Genomic DNA, 16,965 nt, shown 5'->3' on the forward strand with positions numbered 1-16,965 from the left:
GCGGTCCAGTTCCGCCGACCGGCCGGTGAAGCCCAGCGGGCGCGGCGGCAGGGTGGCCGTCGCATGGGGGACCGGGCCGTGGACCGTGCCCTTGCCGCTAGCGTCCGGTCTGCTTGCCGGTGACGGGACCGTAGAAGGTGCCGCCCCTGAAGTCGATGTGGTCGCCCCCGTGCCGTACTTGGGGATCCTCCTCGGAGTCGGAGGACTCCCGGGGCTGGTGCTTGCGCAGGACCCCCACCGCCACCGACGCGGCCCGTTCGGCGGCGAGTGTCTGCGAGCCTGAGGCGTCGGCCGTGTGCTTGTCGGCGTTGGCGAGGTCGCTGATGCCGCGGATCACCAGGGCGTCCAGTTGGCCGTTGAGATGGGCGGCGTGGGCGGCGCCGGAGCCCTCCATCTCGATCGCGCAGGCGTCGTTGTAGTGGTGGCGGATGTGGGCGGCGAAGGCCGATCTGTCGTCGGCCAGGACGACATCGCCGACGGCGATCGGCTTGCGGTGTCCTCGTACGTCCGGCATGTCCCGCAGTGCCGAGCGCGCCGCTTGCACCAGTCGGTGCGAGCCCTGCCAGACCTCGGGGCGTGCCTGAAAGCCCTCCGGTGTCTGCTTGCCGCCGTGGATGGCGTACACCTTCGTGGCGACCACGACGTCACCGATCGCGATGTCGTCCTTGAGCCCGCCCGCGACGCCTACGAAGAGCACGGCCTCGGGGTCGAGCCAGTCGACGATCTGTGTGGTGAGCGAGGCGGCGGTCAGGGCACCCACGCCCAGTTCGGCGAGCGCCACGGTCCAGGCGGTGTCCGCGAGCCGGCCGAGTTCGACCCTGGTGCCGCTCTTGGGGTGGACGATCTCCTCGGCGTCGACGAGATGGGCCCGCACGGCGTCGTACTCCTCCGGCAGAGCGGTGAGGACGACGGCTGCGGCGGTGGGACGCGGGTGCTTCGCGGGCATTTGTTTACGGTAGCGCCAAGTTGCCTGCGGGACCGGGCTGTTGGCCTGTGCTGCAGATCAGACGGAGATGAGGCCGATCGCAGGTTGCTGCGGTACTTCATGGGCGGCGGCGCACAGCTTGGGTATGTGAGAGCCGTCCGACGTCACCAGACGCACCGGTGGCACGCAGAGAGCGGCGGTGGCGACCACGACCGTGTCGACCAGACATTCGTGACCGTCCAGGCCAGTCATGTCCAGGAGGAGGGCCGCGGTGCGCAGGACGGCCTCGTCGACCGGTTTGACGTCGAAGTGGGAGAGCAGGAACGCCAGGCGACGGCCGGCCTGTCCTGAGCGCCGGACTTCGAGCGGTGTGAGGGCGGACAACGCGACTAGGCGGCCGTTCAGCTCTGCCGCCTTGACTCGGGCGCGCATCCGCTCATCGCCGTCAACCTGGAGGGAGAGCCCCTGGGCGTCCAGGACCAGCGTCCCGCCCCCTTTGCCGAGGGCCTTGAGACGCTTGCTTACCACTCGCCCTCCGCACGCCGCAGGGCGTCGGCACCGACCGGGCCGAACTCCTGCTCGTCGGCCTCGATGACCTCACGCAGCTTGGCCATGGCCAGCCACTGTTCCAGCGCCTCGGACACGACGGCTGAGAAACCCGTCCTGCCCGTCCTGGCCTCGATCTCCTTTATCAACGACTGGGGGAGGGACACGGACCGTTTGCCGGCCCGCTCCGGCGTGGGGGAAACGGCATGACTGCTCACCCATAAAACGCAACACCAGTGGTAGGAAAAAACGAGCGAGGGGGAGAACGGGCAGGTAGGAGGCGATATGGTCGTCCGGCGTGAGTCGGCCCGTCGGGTGGGGGAGAGCCGTATGCCGGAGCAAGGCGTCACTGTCGGGCAACTGCTGCTCGCCGAGTACCAGACGATCAAGGACGAGCAGAAGGCGCGGATCGGGTTCCGGGACAATCTGCTGTACGTGACGCTCGGCGTGGTGGCCGCGGTCATCGCCGCGGCAGCGCAGGCCAAGCAGGCGTCGATGCTGCTGGCGCTGCCGCCGGTGTGTGTGGTGCTCGGGTGGACGTACCTGGTCAACGACGAGAAGATCTCGGCGATCGGGCTCTACGTGCGGGACGAGTTGGGGCCGAGGCTGGCACAACTGGCCGCCGCAGAAGGGGATTTCAGAACCTTCGGCTGGGAGGCGTACCACCGGACCGACGTCCGGCGGCGGACCCGCAAGACCATCCAGGCCGTGATCGACCTGACGGCGTTCTGCGCGGTGCCGCTGGCGGCCCTGGTGGTGTTCTGGGCGGGTGGGAACGGGGGTGGGCTGCTGGTCGGGCTGTCGGTCCTGGAGGCGCTTGCCGTGGCGGGCCTCGGGGCGCAGGTCCTGCTGTACATGAGGCCGGCGAGACCGGCACGGAGCCCGGCCTGACGCGGTACCGTTGGCGGTCACGCATCAGGAGGGCATCGGGGGACGGAACGGCGCGCATGAGAGCGGCTTTGTCGGCTTTGCTGTCCGCCCTGGCCGAGGGCGCGGGTGGGGATGCCGGGCGGGTGCTGGCCGAGACGGTGGACAGCCCGGAACGGTGGGAGGCGTTACGGGCCTGGGGCGACCGAGTGGCGGAGCTGCTCGCCGGTGATCCGCAGGCCGCGGGAGCCGTTGCGGCAGCCATGGAGCGGCACTCGCCGGGCAGTACGGCGGTCTGGTACGGCGGTGACCACGCCGACTTCCGGGGCGGGGTCTTCCTGCGTGAGGTGGTCGGCGTTCAGGTCGTGATCCAGCACGGTGCGGCGGCGCTGGAGGCGTTGGCCTCGCTGCCGCCGAGGCCGGGCGGGTTCACCGGGCGGGAGGACGAGACGGCCGAACTGCTGCGGGCCCTGGACGACTCCGCCGCCGTACTCGTCACCGCCGTGTCCGGGCTGGGCGGTGTTGGGAAGACCGCGCTCGCCGTCGAGAGCACGTACCTGGCGCGCGAGAAGGGCTGCTTTCCGGGTGGGGTGCTCTTTGTCGACCTGCATGGGTACGACGACCATCCCGTCACCGCCGACCAGGCCCTCCAGTCTCTGCTGCGGGCCCTCGGGGTTCCGCCCGAGCACATACCGGCCACGGCCGACGACTGTACGGTGCTCTATCGGTCGGTGCTCGCGGAGAGGGCAGGCCAGCGGGGTGCGTTGCTGCTGCTGGCCGACAACGCGTCGTCGCCGGACCAGGTACGGCCGCTGTTGCCCGGCGACGGCCGGCACCGGGTGCTGGTCACCTCCCGCGACCGGCTGCCCCAACTCGGCGCCCGGCTGGTGCCGCTGGATCAGCTCATGCCCGAGGCGGCACGGCAACTCCTCGACCACGCCCTGAGGATCGCCGATCCCGACGACAGCCGCGTGGCGGACGACGCCGAGGCGGCCGGGCAACTCGCCGCCCTGTGCGGCAACTTGCCACTGGCTCTCCAGATCGCGGCCGCGCTGCTGGCGGAGGACCCCGGTATGCCCGTCACGGAGCTTGTCGACGCCCTGGCGCAGTCGCACGACCTGCTCCTCCACCTGGACGACGGGGAACGCAGCGTCGGCGCTGCTTTCGAGCTGTCCTATCGCCGTCTGCCGTCCGAGCAGGCCCGCCTGTTGCGCCTGCTCGCCCTCGCACCGGGGCCTGAGGTGAGCGACGAGGTTGCCGCCGCGCTCGTGGGAACGGACGCACCTCCGTCGCGGGAGCTGAAATCGCTGGCCCGTGCCCACCTGGTCGAGCGGGGGCGCGGGCGCGGGTGGTGGCGGTTGCATGACCTGGTACGCGCGTTCGGGGCGGGGGTGGTGACGAGGGACACGGAACTGCGGGAGGAGGGGGAGGCAGCCCGGGAGCGGGTGCTGCGGTTCTACCGGCGGACGGCAGATGCGGCTGACGACCGGTTGCGGTGGCTGCCGGGGATGGCGGTGCCGGATCGGTTCGCGGACCGGGCGCAGGCGCTGGGGTGGCTGGACGGGGAGCGGGCGGGGCTGGTGGCGGCGGTGCTGTGGGGGCGGGAAGAACGGTTCGCGGGCGCGGCGGCGGACCTGGCCCTGGGGCTGCGGACGTATCTCAGCTGGCGACGGTACTTCGACGACTCGATCACCGTTGGCCGCATCGCGCAGGAGGTCGCGCACCGGCTCGGGGACCGACGTCGTGAGGCCACCGCGTGGAACAACCTGGGTCTCGCCCTGCGGCATGCGGGCCGGGCGGGGGAGGCGGTTGACGCTCATGTCTGTGCCCGCGACCTGCACCGGGCCACCGGGAATCGCCACCGTGAGGCCACCGCGTGGAACAACCTCGGCATCGCCCTGCGGCATGCGGGCCGGGTGGGGGAGGCGGTTGAGGCACACACCCGTGCGCGCGATCTGTACCGGGCCGCCGGGGACCGACGTCGTGAGGCCACCGCGTGGAACAACCTGGGTCTCGCCCTGCGGCATGCGGGCCGGGTGGGGGAGGCGGTTGAGGCACACACCCGTGCGCGTGACCTGTACCAGGCCGCCGGGGACCGCCGTCGAGGGGCCATGGCGGTGAACAACCTCGGTATCGCTTTGCGGGATGCGGGCCGGATCGACGAGGCGGTCCAGACACACGACAAGGCCTTCGCGGTCTACCGGGAGTTCGAGGACTGGTACGGCGCGGGCTCAGCCCTTCACAACCTGGCTTGCGCATATGAGGCGGCCGACCGCCCTGCCGAAGCCCGTGCCCACTACCTCCGGTCCGTCGACGCCTTCACCCGCGGCAACGCGCCCGCCGAAGCCGCCCGGGACAGCGCCCGGGCCGCCGCCCTCACCGCCCCCGCCCCCACCGGTAAACCAGCTCCGGCCTCCCCACCTGCCCGTACAACGGACTCCGTCCCGCCCGGCCCGCCTCCACCAGATGCTCCAGATACCGCCGGGCCGTGATCCGGGAAATCCCCACGCTCTCCGCGAGCGCCGCCGCGGTCAGCCCCTCCTCCGCCTCCCGCAACGCGGCCGTCACCCGTTCCAGGGTCGGCGCGCTCAGGCCCTTCGGAAGCGCGGCGGGCGACGGCGCGCGCAAGGCGGCCAGCGCCCGGTCCACCTCGTCCTGCCCGCTCGCCTCGCCCGCCGCCGCCCGGAACTCGGCGTACCGCGTCAGCCGGTCCCTGAGCGTCGCGAAGGTGAACGGCTTCAGGACGTACTGGACGACACCCAGTGAGACGCCCTCCCGCACCACCGCCAGATCCCGCGCCGACGTCACCGCTATGACGTCCACCTGATGTCCCGCCGCCCGCAACGACCGCGCGAACTGAAGGCCGTGCACGTCCGGCAGGTGCAGGTCCAGCAGCAGCAGGTCCACGGCCGTGCGGTCCAGGATCCGCCGCGCCTGCGCCCCCGTGTGCGCCTTGCCCACCGTCACGAACCCCGGCACCCGGCCCACGTACATGACATGCGCGTCCGCGGCCACCGGGTCGTCCTCGACGACCAGGACTCTGATCGGCTCTCCGGTCATCGCACCTCGCCCCCCGCCACCGACGCCCGCAACGGCAGCCGCACCTCGAACACCGCTCCGCCCTCCGCCGCCTCCGTCACCGTCAGGATGCCGTCCAGCCGTACGACCGCCTGCCGTACCAGGGCCAGCCCCAGGCCCCGCCCGCCCGGTCCCGCCGGCTTCGTCGAGAAGCCGCGCTTGAAGACCAGTTCGGCGTGGGCGGGGTCGACCCCCGGCCCCGTGTCCGTCACCCGTAGCACCAACTCGGCGTCCTCGGTGTCCTCGGTGTACGCGGTCACCGTCACGCGGGCCCGTACCGTCCCCTGGGCCGCGTCCACCGCGTTGTCGATCAGGTTGCCGAGGATGGTGACCAGGTCGCGCGCCGACAGGCTCTCCGGTAGCAGACCGTCATCCAGCCGGCTCTCGTCCGAGACCACCAGCTCCACGCCCCGCTCGTGCGCCTGGGCGGTCTTGCCCAGCAGCAGGGCGGCCAGGACCGGCTCGCTGACCGCCGCCACCACCTGGTCGGTCAGCGCCTGCGCCAGCTCCAGCTCCGCCGTCGCGAAGTCGACCGCCTGCGCCGCCCGGCCGAGTTCGATCAGCGACACCACCGTGTGCAGGCGGTTCGCCGCCTCGTGGGCCTGGGACCTCAGGGCCTGGGTGAAGCCGCGCTCCGAGTCCAGCTCGCCCATCAGGGACTGGAGTTCGGTGACGTCCCGCAGCGTGACCACCGTGCCGCGCCGCTCGCCGCCCGACACCGGTGACGTGTTCACCACCAGCACCCGGTCCGCCGTCAGGTGCACCTCGTCCACCCGCGGCTCGGAGGCGAGCAGCGCACCGGTCAACGGCGCCGGCAGACCCAGCTCGACCACCGAGCGGCCCACCACCTCGCCCTCGGAACCCACGCCCAGGAGCTCCCGGCCCCCGTCGTTGATCAGCGCCACCCGGTACCGGCCGTCCAGCATCAGCAGGCCCTCGCGCACCGCGTGCAGTGCCGCCTCGTGGTAGTCGTGCATGCGGCTCAGCTCCGTCGCGTTCATGCCGTGGGTGTGGCGGCGCAGGCGCGCGTTGATGACGTACGTGCCCAGCGCGCCCAGCAGCAGCGCGCCCGCCGCGACCCCCAGCAGCGCCGTCACCTGCTCCTGCGCCCGCTCGCTGATCGCCTCCACCTTGATGCCGGCGCTCACCAGGCCGATTACCCGGCCCTTCTCCTCCACCGGGGTGACCGTGCGGACGGAGGCGCCGAGGGTGCCCTTGTAGGTCTCGCTGTAGGTGTGGCCCCGCTGGGCCGCCTCGATGTGGCCGAGGTAGTGCCTGCCGATCTGCGTCTGGTCCGGGTGGGTCCAGCGGATGCCGCCCGGGGTCATGATCGTGATGAAGTCGACCTCGGTGTCCCGCATCACCTGGAGTGCGTACGGCTGGAGCTGAGCCGAGGGGTCCGGGGTGTGGATGGCCGCACGGACCGAGGGGGCGTCGGCGACCGAGTGGGCCACCGCCGTCGCCTGCCGGGTCGCCGCCTCCTGCGCCTGGTGGCGGTCGCTGACGTACGTGAACAGCGCGTAACCGGCGACCACGACCGCTATCAGCACGGCCTGCATGGCGAACAGCTGGCCGGCCAGGCTGCGGGGACGGGGTACGGACGGAAAACGCATGTCAGCAGTGTGCCTCCCGGCACCGGCGTGAACTCAATGAACGCAAGGGTGACCGCCCTCACAGACCGGGAGATAGTCACGGCATCCCCCACACTCCCCGGACGTGAGCCGCACGCCGGTCATACCGACGAAGACGTCAAGGAGGCGAGCCGTGACGACGACGCCTACGGCAGTACCCGCCGTGAAGAGAGACCGCACCCACTACCTGTACCTCGCGGTGATCGCCGCGGTCGCCCTCGGTATCGCGGTCGGCCTCATCTGGCCCGACGCCGGGGTCGAGCTCAAGCCGCTCGGTACCGGTTTCGTCAATCTCATCAAGATGATGATCTCGCCGATCATCTTCTGCACGATCGTGCTCGGGATCGGGTCCGTGCGCAAGGCCGCCAGGGTCGGTGCCGTGGGTGGTATCGCGCTCGGCTACTTCCTGGTGATGTCGCTGGTCGCGCTGACCATCGGCCTGGTGGTCGGCAACATCCTGCACCCCGGTGACGGGCTGCACATCACCAACGCCCTCAAGGCCACCGGACACGCCCAGGTGGACTCCGAGGCGCTCGGCGGCGTCGACTTCGTGCTGTCGATCATCCCGACCACGTTCGTCTCCGCCTTCACCGAGGGCCAGGTGCTGCAGACGCTGCTGATCGCGCTGCTCGCCGGGTTCGCGTTGCAGGCCATGGGGTCGGCCGGGCAGCCGGTGCTGCGGGGCGTCGAGCACATCCAGCGGCTCGTCTTCCGCATCCTGGGCATGATCATGTGGGCCGCGCCGATCGGTGCGTTCGGTGCGATCGCCGCCGTGGTCGGGTCCGCCGGACTGGACGCGCTCAAGAGCCTCGCCGTGCTGATGCTCGGCTTCTACATCACCTGCGCCCTGTTCGTCTTCGTGGTGCTCGGCACGGTGCTGCGGATCGTCTCCGGGCTCAGCATCTTCACGCTGTTCAAGTACCTCGCCCGTGAGTTCCTGCTGATCCTTTCCACCTCCTCCTCCGAGTCCGCGCTGCCGCGGCTCATCGCGAAGATGGAGCACCTGGGCGTCAGCAAGCCGGTCGTCGGCATCACCGTGCCGACCGGGTACTCGTTCAACCTCGACGGCACCATGATCTACATGACCATGGCATCGCTGTACATCGCCGACGCCCTCGGTACGCCGATGTCGATCGGTGAGCAGATCCCGCTGCTGCTCTTCCTGCTGCTGGCCTCGAAGGGCGCGGCGGGCGTCAGCGGCGCCGGCCTCGCCACGCTGGCCGGTGGCCTCCAGTCGCACAAGCCGGCGCTGGTGGACGGCGTCGGTCTGATCGTCGGCATCGACCGGTTCATGAGCGAGGCCCGCGCGTTGACCAACTTCGCCGGCAACGCGGTCGCCACCGTCCTGATCGGCACCTGGACCAAGGAGATCGACAAGGCGCGGGTGCGGCAGGTGCTCGCCGGTGAGCTGCCGTTCGACGAGAAGACGCTGCTGGACGAGGGGGAGCCGGTGGTCACGCCCGACCTTCCCGAGCAGCGCGAGGAACTGGCGAAGGCCTGAGCGGCAGCCGGGGTGCCGCGGTCGCGCGGCTGCGGTGCCGTCGTGGCCGGTCGCGCCCACGCGGCGGAGCCGCACATCGATAAAGGCCCCGCGCCCCTCACGCGGCGCCATGCAAGCCGCCGGACGTCCGGCTCGGCCTGAACCCGGGCCGGCCGTCCGGCCGCCGTTCTCCGGGCGGCTGGGAACTCCCCCCTGTGACCCAGCCGCCCGGAGGCATGCAGCCGGAGCGCCGGACGCTCCACCCGGCCGCCCCGCTCGGCGGCCCCCAAGGCGGGCACGCCCGCCGCCGTCAGTGCGCTGACCGCGGCCGCGCTGCCCGCCTTTCCCGCGTCCGGCAGTTCCCTCGTGCACCGCCCCCGACACGGCGAACGGCGGCCGCGGCGGTGTTCACCGGCCCTGCGCAGGGCCTCACCTCCGGACGGCAGGCCGACCCCTCGGGCGCGCCTGTCGGCCGTATCCACTAACGTGCCGTTCCTGTCCAACGCGAAACGGCACGTCGGCAAGGGGAGGCACGGGGGATGGCGATCGACTGGGACCGGCGGCACTGCGCGCGCAAGGGGCATGTGACCTATGCACCGGACGATCCGCGGCTGCGGGTGCGGCTGCACACCCAGACCGCGGTCGGGGAGGCCTGGCGGTGTCTGCGGTGCGGCGACTTCGTGCTCGGTGAGCCGCACGGCTCGGGGCCGGCGGCCGACGCCCCGCTGGTGCCGCGCGGGAAGGTGCTGCGGGACCTGTTCATCCTGCGCTTCCTGGCGATCGAGCGGGCCGTGCGCGGGGTGTTCATCGTGCTGGTCGCGGTCGCGGTGTGGAGGTTCAGCAACAGCGAGGACGCCGTGCGCAGGCTCTTCAACGAGTACCTGGACACGTTCCGGCCGGTCTTCCGGCACTTCCATTACGACCTCGACCACTCACCGGTCGTCGGCTCCATCCAGAAGGCCTTCGGCTACAAGCACTCCACGCTGCTGCTGGTGGCCGCGGTGCTGCTGGCGTACGCGCTGATCGAACTCGTCGAGTCGGTCGGGCTCTGGTACGCCAAGCGCTGGGCGGAGTACCTGACGGTGGTCGCCACCGCCGCGTTCCTGCCGCTGGAGATCTACGAGCTCACCGAGAAGGTCAGCTATGTGAAGATCGCGACGCTGGTGCTGAACATCATCGCGGTGCTCTACATCGCCCTCGCCAAGCGGCTGTTCGGGCTGCGCGGCGGGCGCAGGGCCTTCGACGAGGAGCGGCACAGCGCCTCGCTGCTCGAGGTCGAGGAGTCGGCGGGGGTCCAGCCGACCTTGTCTTGACGTCGACGTCAGGTCTTACGGTCGTAGGCATGCGAATCGGCGAGCTGGCCGCACGGGCCGGGACCACCACACGCGCGCTGCGGTACTACGAGGCGCGCGGGCTGCTGCCCGCGCGGCGGGCCCAGAACGGCCACCGGACCTACGACGAGAGCGATCTCAGGCTGCTCACACAGATCCGGACGCTGCGGGACTTCGGGTTCGAGCTGGAGGAGACCCGGCCGTTCGTGGAGTGCCTGCGGGCCGGACACCCGGAGGGCGACACCTGCCCGGCCTCGCTCGCGGTCTACCGGCGCAAGCTGGCGGAGCTGGACTCGCTCATCGGCGAGTTGCAGGCCGTGCGGGCGACGGTCGGGGCCCAGCTGGCGCGGGCCGAGCGGGCGCGGGACGAGCTGGCCGCCGAGGCGCTGGTTCCGGGGGGTCCGGAGCCGACCTGTGAACTGGGAGGGCCCAGGCAATGATCAAGGCGGCGGGTGTGGCCGAGGTGACGGACGCGGACTTCACGGCGGAGGTGATCGAGGCGGAGCTGCCGGTGCTGGTGGAGTTCACCGCCGACTGGTGTCCGCCGTGCCGGCAGATGGGGCCGGTGCTCACGGCTCTCGCCGCCGAGGAGGGCGAGCGGCTGAAGGTGGTGCAGCTGGACGTGGACACCAATCCGGAGACGACGAACGCCTACAAGGTGCTGTCGATGCCGACGTTCATGGTGTTCCGGGGCGGCGAGCCGGTGAGGTCGATGGTGGGCGCCCGGCCCAAGCGGCGGCTGCTCGAGGAGCTGTCCGACGTGCTGCGCTGAACCGGCCGGTGGTACGAAGAATCCCCCGAGCAATTGCGCTCGGGGGATTTCTTTGCGTATATTCAGCAGTTCGTGACTTCAGGTCGAGATGAATTCGATCGAGCCGCGAAGAAGTTCAGTGGGCACAGTATATCCGGGCGGGAGCGGAATTGTCAAACACCGAATTTCCAGACGATGAATTGCGCGACGAGCAGGAATTCATCGACGGACTGTACGCACGGGTGGACGCCCTGCGCGGCGACACCGAGGACTCGGTGTCGGACGCCCTCGCCCTCGGGGACAAGCCGATGCAGGCCCGGCTGGAGCGGGACATCCTGGTCGCCGAACGCTCCGGGCTGCTCGCCGCGCTGAACGCCGTGGACGGGTCGCTGTGCTTCGGCCGGATCGACCTGACGTCCGGTACCCGGCACCACATCGGCCGGATCGGGCTGCGCCTGGACGACGCCGAGCGCACCCCCGTCCTCGTCGACTGGCGTGCCGAGGTCGCCCGCCCCTTCTACCTGGCCACCGGCCACACCCCGATGGGCCTGCGCCGCCGCCGGCACATCGCCACCGACGGCCGCCGGGTCAGCTCCCTGCACGACGAGATCCTCGACCTCGGCGACCGGGAGCGCACCGGCCACGAGGACCCGTCCGGGGACGCGGTGCTGCTCGCCGCGCTCAACTCGGCCCGCACCGGCCGGATGAGCGACATCGTGCAGACCATCCAGGCCGAGCAGGACGAGATCATCCGGGCGCCGTACCGCGGGGTCCTGGTGGTCGAGGGCGGCCCGGGGACCGGCAAGACCGCGGTCGCGCTGCACCGCGCCGCCTTCCTCCTCTACGAGTACCGGGAGCTGCTCGCCAAGCGGGCGGTCCTGATCGTCGGCCCCAACCCCGCCTTCCTCGGCTACATCGGCGAGGTGCTGCCCTCGCTGGGCGAGACGGGGGTGCTGCTGGCCACGGTCGGTGAGCTGTTCCCCGGGGTGAAGGCGACGGCGTCCGACACCCCCGAGGCGGCCGCCGTGAAGGGCCGCGCGGACATGGCCGACGTGCTCGCCGCCGTCGTACGCGACCGGCAGGCGCTGCCTGACCCGGTCCTCACCGTCGAGCACGACCGTGAGGTGCTGATGCTCGACGACGGCCTGGTGAACATGGCCCGCGAGCGCACCCGCGCCGCCCGGCTGCCGCACAACGTGGCCCGCGAGCACTTCGAGGGCCACATCCTCAACACCCTCACCGACCTGTACGCCGAACGCGTGGGCACCGACCCCTTCGACGGCAGCAGCCTGCTGGACCCCTCCGACATCACCCAGATCCGCGACGAACTCGCCGAGAACCCCGAGGTGTGGTCCGCCATCGACCAGCTGTGGCCGCGGCTGACCCCGAAGCGCCTGGTCGCCGACTTCCTCGCCGGCCCCGAGGGATACCTGAGCGACGAGGACGCGGCCGCGATCCGCCGCCCGGTGACGCGGGCCTGGACGGTCTCGGACGTGCCGCTGCTCGACGAAGCGGCCGAGCTCCTCGGCGTGGACGAGCGGCTCGCGCGGGCCCGCGCCGAACGCGAACGCGAGACGCAGATCGCCTACGCCCAGGGCGTCCTCGACGTCTCCTACGCCTCCCGCACCTACGAGTTCGACGACAAGGAGGACAGCGACCCCGACGCCTCCGAGGTGCTGTCCGCGCACCACATCATCGACGCCGAGCGGTTCGCCGAACGCCAGGAGGAGGAGGACTTCCGCAGCGCGGCCGAACGGGCGGCGGCCGACCGCACCTGGGCGTTCGGGCACATCATCGTCGACGAGGCGCAGGAGCTGTCGCCGATGGCCTGGCGGCTGCTGATGCGGCGCAGCCCGACCCGCTCGATGACCCTGGTCGGCGACCCGGCCCAGACCGCGGAGGCGGCGGGCGTCGGCTCCTGGGCGGACATCCTCGGGCCGTACGTCGAGGACCGCTGGGACCACACCCGCCTCGGCGTCAACTACCGCACCCCCGCCGAGATCATGGATCTCGCGGCGGCCGTGGTCCGCGCCGAGCACCCGGACTTCGAGCCCCCGAGCTCGGTCCGCTCGACGGGTGTACGGCCGTGGGTGCGCGCGACGGACGACCTGCCCGGCGCCGTCCAGAAGGCCGTCGCCGAACTCACCCCGGCGGAGGGCCGGCTGGCGGTGATCGCCCCCCGCGACCTGCACCGCGCCCTCGCCACCCGCCTGGACGGCGTCACGGCCGGCGCGGAACCCGACCTGACCCGGACCGTCGTCCTCCTCGACCCGCGCCAGGCCAAGGGGCTGGAGTTCGACTCGGTCCTGGTGGTGGAACCGGGCCGCTACGGCACCAGCGACCTGTACGTGGCACTGACCCGGGCGACCCAGCGGCTGGGGGTGCTGCACACCGGCGACCTGCCGGCCGGGCTCAGGCAGGCCGCAGCCACACCGTAGCCAGCGGGGGCAGCGTCAGGCCTATGCTCGCCGGGCGGCCGTGGGCGCCCTGCGGCTCCGGCTTCACCGGGTCGGGGTTGGTGACGCCGCTGCCGCCGTAGCGCGCCGCGTCGGTGTTGAGGGTCTCGTGCCAGGCGGGGATCTCGTCCGGGACGCCCAGCCGGTAGTCGTGGCGGACCACGGGGGAGAGGTTGGAGACGGAGAGGAGCGGCGTTCCCTCCGCGTCCAGGCGCAGGAACGCGAAGACGTTGTCCTCGGCCGCGTCCCCCGCGATCCACTGGAAACCGGCGGGTGCCGTGTCCCGCTGCCACAGGGCCGGGGTCGCGCGGTACACCGTGTTGAGGTCGCGGACCAGGTCCCGCACGCCCCGGTGGTCGGCCTCGGCGCCGTAGGCGGGGTCGAGGAGCCACCAGTCGGGGCCGTTCGTCTCCGACCACTCCGCGCCCTGGGCGAACTCCTGGCCCATGAAGAGGAGTTGCTTGCCCGGGTGGGCCCACATGAAGGCCAGGTAGGCACGGTCGTCCGCGCGCTGCTGCCACCAGTCGCCGGGCATCTTCGAGACGAGGGAGCGCTTGCCGTGCACGACCTCGTCGTGGGAGATGGGCAGCACGTAGTTCTCGCTGTACGCGTAGACCATCGAGAAGGTCATCTCGTGGTGGTGGTACCTGCGGTGCACCGGTTCATGGGACATGTAGGCGAGGGAGTCGTGCATCCAGCCCATGTTCCACTTCAGGCCGAAGCCGAGACCGCCGCTGTCGGTGGGGCGGGTCACGCCCTCCCACGCCGTCGACTCCTCGGCGATCGTCACCACGCCGGGCGCCCGGCGGTAGACCGTCGCGTTCATCTCCTGGAGGAACGCCACCGCGTCCAGGTTCTCCCGGCCGCCGTGCTCGTTCGGCGTCCACTGCCCCGGCTCGCGCGAGTAGTCGAGGTAGAGCATGGAGGCCACCGCGTCGACGCGCAGCCCGTCGATGTGGAACTCCTCGCACCAGTACACGGCGTTCGCCACCAGGAAGTTGCGCACCTCGCGGCGGCCGAAGTCGAACTCCAGGGTGCCCCAGTCGGGGTGCGCGGCCCGCAGCGGGTCCGCGTGTTCGTACAGCGGCCCGCCGTCGAACTCCGCGAGCGCCCAGTCGTCCCGCGGGAAGTGCGCCGGCACCCAGTCCATGATCACGCCGATGCCCGCCCGGTGCAGGGCGTCGACCAGGTACTTGAAGTCGTCGGGGGTGCCGAGCCGGGCCGTCGGCGCGTAGAAGCCGGTGACCTGGTAGCCCCAGGAGCCGCCGAAGGGATGCTCGGCGACCGGCATCAGCTCCACGTGCGTGAAGCCCAGGTCGCTGACGTAGGCGGGCAGCTGCTCGGCGAGTTCGCGGTAGGTCAGGCCGGGGCGCCAGGACGGCAGGTGCACCTCGTAGACCGAGAAGGGGGCCTCGTGGACGGGGGTGTCGCCCCGGTGCGTCATCCACTCGTCGTCCGTCCACTCGTGGTGGGACGCGTGGACGATCGACGACGTGTGCGGCGGCACCTCCGTACGCCGGGCCATCGGATCCGCCCGCAGCGTCCGGGAGCCGTCCGGGCGGGTGATCTCGAACTTGTACAGCTCGCCCGCGCCGACACCCGGCAGGAACAGCTCCCAGATCCCCGAGGAGCCGAGCGAACGCATCGGGTACCCGGTGCCGTCCCAGAAGTTGAACCCGCCGGCCAGCCGCACCCCCCGCGCGTTCGGCGCCCACACCGAGAACCGGGTGCCCGGCACCCCCTGGTGGGTCGTCGGACGCGCGCCGAGCACCTCCCACAGCCGCTCGTGCCGGCCCTCGCCGATCAGGTGCAGGTCCAGGTCGCCGAGGGTGGGCAGGAAGCGGTACGCGTCCTCGGTCTCCTGGACCGTCCCCTCGTACTCCACCAGCAGCCGGTAGACCGGTACGTCGGTGACGGGGAGCAGCGCGGAGAAGAAGCCGTCGCCGTCGTCGTGCAGCTCGGCCCGCAGGTCCTCGCCCGCGACGGCCGTCACCGCGCGGGCGTACGGGCGGAACGCGCGGACGGCGACGCCGCCGGGGACCGGATGCGCGCCCAGCACCGAGTGCGGGTCGTGATGGGTGCCGTGCAGCAGCCGCTCACGGTCGCCGCCGGCTATGGGCACGGGGTTCATGGAGGTCACGGACGAGTCTCCCGGAGATCAGGTCGGGTCGGGGGTGGCCAGGCGGTGTACGGCCGACAGCGGGACGGGAAGCCACTCGGGGCGGTGCCGGGCCTCGTAGACGACCTCGTAGACGGCCTTGTCGGTCTCGTAGGCCCGCAGCAGGACGGGATCGGTGCGCGGGTCGACGCCGGTGATCTCGGCGTAGCCGGAACAGTAGGCCGCCCGGCACGCCCCTGCCCAGGCGGGGGCCGGCGGGGTCACCGAGTGGGCCGCGTAGTCGAAGGAGCGCAGCATCCCGGCGACGTCCCGCACCGGCGGCTGCGGCATCCGGCGCTCGGCCAGCGGGCGGGCCGGCTCCCCCTCGAAGTCGATCAGCGACCATTCCCCGGACGGCGCGCGCAGGCACTGCCCCAGGTGCAGGTCGCCGTGCACCCGCTGGGCGGTCCAGGTGCGGCCCTCGGCGGCCAGGTCGCCCAGCGCGGTGTAGGCGGACCGCAGCCCGTCCTCGTACGGGCCCAGCGCCGGCACCGCCTGCACGGCCGCCGCCAGCCGCTCGACCATGCCCGCGACCTGCGGCTCCAGTTGGCTGTGCCCGACGGTGACGGTGGGCAGCGCCCGGGCCAGCGCCGTGTGCACCTCGGCGGTGGCCCGCCCCAGCGCCCGCGCCTCGGCCACGAAGTCCTCGCCCTTCGCCAGCTCGCGAAGCGCCAGCTCCCAGCCGTCGGTCGCGCCGCGCACGTAAGGCTGGAGGACGGCCAGGACGTACGGCTCACCGGGTCTGCCGGCCGGCTCCGCCCGCAGCCAGGCCGTCGGGGCGGGCACCCGGGCGCAGCCCTCGCGGGCCAGGGCCAGGGGTATCTCCAGATCGGGGTTGACGCCGGGCACGACCCGGCGCAGCAGCTTCAGGATAAACGTATCTCCGTAGACGACCGACGAATTGGACTGCTCGCCGGTCATCAGCCGGGCCACCAGCCCGTCGCGTATCTCCTGGCCCGGGTCGCGCTCGAAGCGCAGCCCGCCGATCCGGGCCTGCGTGCGCAGGGCCTCCAGGAGCACCTCGGCGGGCCGGGGGTCGTACAGGGCGTCGTAGACCGTCTGCCCGGCCAGCGGGCCCTCGGTCACGTGTCCGATCAGCGCGGGCGCCAGCCGGGGCGGCAGCGCCTCGCGCACGCCTATGAGGAGCTGGTAGCAGTCGCCGGCCTCGGCGGGGGCGGGCGGCTGATGGGCGCGGACCAGCAGATGGCGCAGGCCCAGCCGGCTGTCCGACGGCAGGAGTTCGGTCTCGGCCACCAGGGAGAAGCCGGTGACCGGGCTTCCCTTGCCGGCGAACCAGCGCTGCCGGGGCAGCCACTCGCGCAGCAGCGGGTCGAGCGAGGCGAGCAGAGCGGGAGTGGAGAGGCTGACCGTGTCCGCCATGGCGGTACGTCCTTTCCCCGGTCGTCGGGGGCGTTAGTGATGCGTGCCCCGGGCGGGGCGGAGGAAACCAACCGCCGTCGCCCGGGGTGGACTCTGCCGGGTCCGCCGTCCTACGCCGCGTCCGCGCGCAGCCGGAACCAGTAGAAGCCGTGCCCGGCCAGGGTGAGCAGGTACGGCAGTTCACCGATGGCGGGGAAGCGGACCCCGCCGAACAGCTCCACCGGGTGCCGGCCGGTGAAGCGCCTGAGATCCAGCTCCGTCGGCTGCGCGAACCGGGAGAAGTTGTGCACGCACAGGACGAGGTCGTCCTCGTACTCGCGCAGGAACGCGATCACGGCCGGGTTGGAGGACTGGAGCTCCGT

At 71.8% G+C, this 16,965-nt stretch carries 15 protein-coding genes; 7 read left to right on the forward strand and 8 right to left on the reverse strand.

The window, feature by feature from the left end:
- Positions 1-97: 97 nt before the first annotated feature.
- The 3 genes from AB0P24_RS33295 to AB0P24_RS33305 are packed head-to-tail and all read right to left on the reverse strand — an operon-like array spanning position 98 to position 1,689.
- Positions 98-946, reverse strand: coding sequence for a 5'-methylthioadenosine/S-adenosylhomocysteine nucleosidase (locus AB0P24_RS33295; protein ID WP_365800578.1), 849 nt, complete (start codon positions 944-946; stop codon positions 98-100).
- A 57-nt stretch (positions 947-1,003) separates the two neighbouring features.
- Entirely contained in the window at positions 1,004-1,453 is a 450-nt protein-coding gene (locus AB0P24_RS33300) for a hypothetical protein (RefSeq protein WP_365800580.1), read from the reverse strand.
- Positions 1,447-1,689, reverse strand: coding sequence for a hypothetical protein (locus AB0P24_RS33305; protein ID WP_365800582.1), 243 nt, complete (start codon positions 1,687-1,689; stop codon positions 1,447-1,449). Before AB0P24_RS33305 ends, AB0P24_RS33300 begins: the two co-directional genes overlap by 7 nt.
- A 112-nt stretch (positions 1,690-1,801) precedes the next feature.
- On the opposite strand from AB0P24_RS33305, the gene AB0P24_RS33310 reads away from it, so the two are divergent.
- On the forward strand, positions 1,802-2,362 hold the full coding sequence (locus AB0P24_RS33310) for a hypothetical protein (protein ID WP_365800584.1): 561 nt from the start codon (positions 1,802-1,804) through the stop codon (positions 2,360-2,362).
- Positions 2,363-2,418: 56 nt separating this feature from the next.
- The gene (locus AB0P24_RS33315) at positions 2,419-4,830 is read left to right on the forward strand and encodes a tetratricopeptide repeat protein (RefSeq protein WP_365800586.1); all 2,412 of its coding nucleotides are present in this window, start codon (positions 2,419-2,421) and stop codon (positions 4,828-4,830) included.
- Here the strand turns inward: AB0P24_RS33315 and AB0P24_RS33320 are convergent.
- Complete coding sequence (locus tag AB0P24_RS33320) at positions 4,715-5,398, reverse strand: response regulator (protein WP_365800588.1); 684 nt, start codon at positions 5,396-5,398, stop codon at positions 4,715-4,717. The genes AB0P24_RS33315 and AB0P24_RS33320 overlap by 116 nt on opposite strands.
- On the reverse strand, positions 5,395-7,029 hold the full coding sequence (locus AB0P24_RS33325; RefSeq protein ID WP_365800590.1) for a sensor histidine kinase: 1,635 nt from the start codon (positions 7,027-7,029) through the stop codon (positions 5,395-5,397). Before AB0P24_RS33325 ends, AB0P24_RS33320 begins: the two co-directional genes overlap by 4 nt.
- Before the next feature lie 151 nt (positions 7,030-7,180).
- Here AB0P24_RS33325 and AB0P24_RS33330 point away from each other — a divergent pair, with 151 nt between their 5' ends.
- The 5 genes from AB0P24_RS33330 to AB0P24_RS33350 all read left to right on the forward strand — a co-directional run bounded on the left by AB0P24_RS33330 (position 7,181) and on the right by AB0P24_RS33350 (position 13,047).
- Positions 7,181-8,548, forward strand: a complete 1,368-nt coding sequence (locus AB0P24_RS33330) for a cation:dicarboxylase symporter family transporter (RefSeq protein ID WP_365800592.1) — start codon at positions 7,181-7,183, stop codon at positions 8,546-8,548.
- 518 nt (positions 8,549-9,066) lie between these two features.
- Positions 9,067-9,840, forward strand: a complete 774-nt coding sequence (locus tag AB0P24_RS33335; protein WP_365800594.1) for a DUF2127 domain-containing protein — start codon at positions 9,067-9,069, stop codon at positions 9,838-9,840.
- Positions 9,841-9,869: 29 nt separating this feature from the next.
- Complete coding sequence (locus tag AB0P24_RS33340; protein ID WP_181803379.1) at positions 9,870-10,298, forward strand: MerR family transcriptional regulator; 429 nt, start codon at positions 9,870-9,872, stop codon at positions 10,296-10,298.
- Positions 10,295-10,630: a thioredoxin family protein gene (locus AB0P24_RS33345; RefSeq protein WP_365800596.1), complete on the forward strand. Its 336-nt coding sequence runs from the start codon at positions 10,295-10,297 to the stop codon at positions 10,628-10,630. The genes AB0P24_RS33340 and AB0P24_RS33345 overlap by 4 nt, the downstream gene beginning before the upstream one ends.
- Positions 10,631-10,809: 179 nt before the next feature.
- Positions 10,810-13,047, forward strand: a complete 2,238-nt coding sequence (locus tag AB0P24_RS33350) for an ATP-dependent DNA helicase (RefSeq protein ID WP_365800598.1) — start codon at positions 10,810-10,812, stop codon at positions 13,045-13,047.
- On the opposite strand, the gene glgB is transcribed toward AB0P24_RS33350, so the two are convergent.
- The 3 genes from glgB to AB0P24_RS33365 form a co-directional block, all read right to left on the reverse strand.
- Positions 13,022-15,196 carry a 1,4-alpha-glucan branching enzyme gene (gene glgB / locus AB0P24_RS33355; RefSeq protein ID WP_365800608.1) on the reverse strand — a complete coding sequence of 725 codons (2,175 nt, stop codon included), beginning with the start codon at positions 15,194-15,196 and terminating at the stop codon, positions 13,022-13,024. The genes AB0P24_RS33350 and glgB overlap by 26 nt on opposite strands.
- A gap of 27 nt (positions 15,197-15,223) precedes the next feature.
- Positions 15,224-16,603 (reverse strand): maltokinase, encoded by a 1,380-nt coding sequence (locus AB0P24_RS33360; protein WP_365800600.1) that lies wholly within the window; start codon positions 16,601-16,603, stop codon positions 15,224-15,226.
- 110 nt (positions 16,604-16,713) lie between these two features.
- Positions 16,714-16,965: alpha-glucosidase C-terminal domain-containing protein (locus tag AB0P24_RS33365; protein WP_365800602.1), on the reverse strand; the 252-nt coding region annotated here is incomplete at its 5' end.

This window comes from Streptomyces sp. NPDC086519, from assembly GCF_040686075.1.
Classification (GTDB): Bacteria; Actinomycetota; Actinomycetes; order Streptomycetales; family Streptomycetaceae; genus Streptomyces; species Streptomyces shenzhenensis.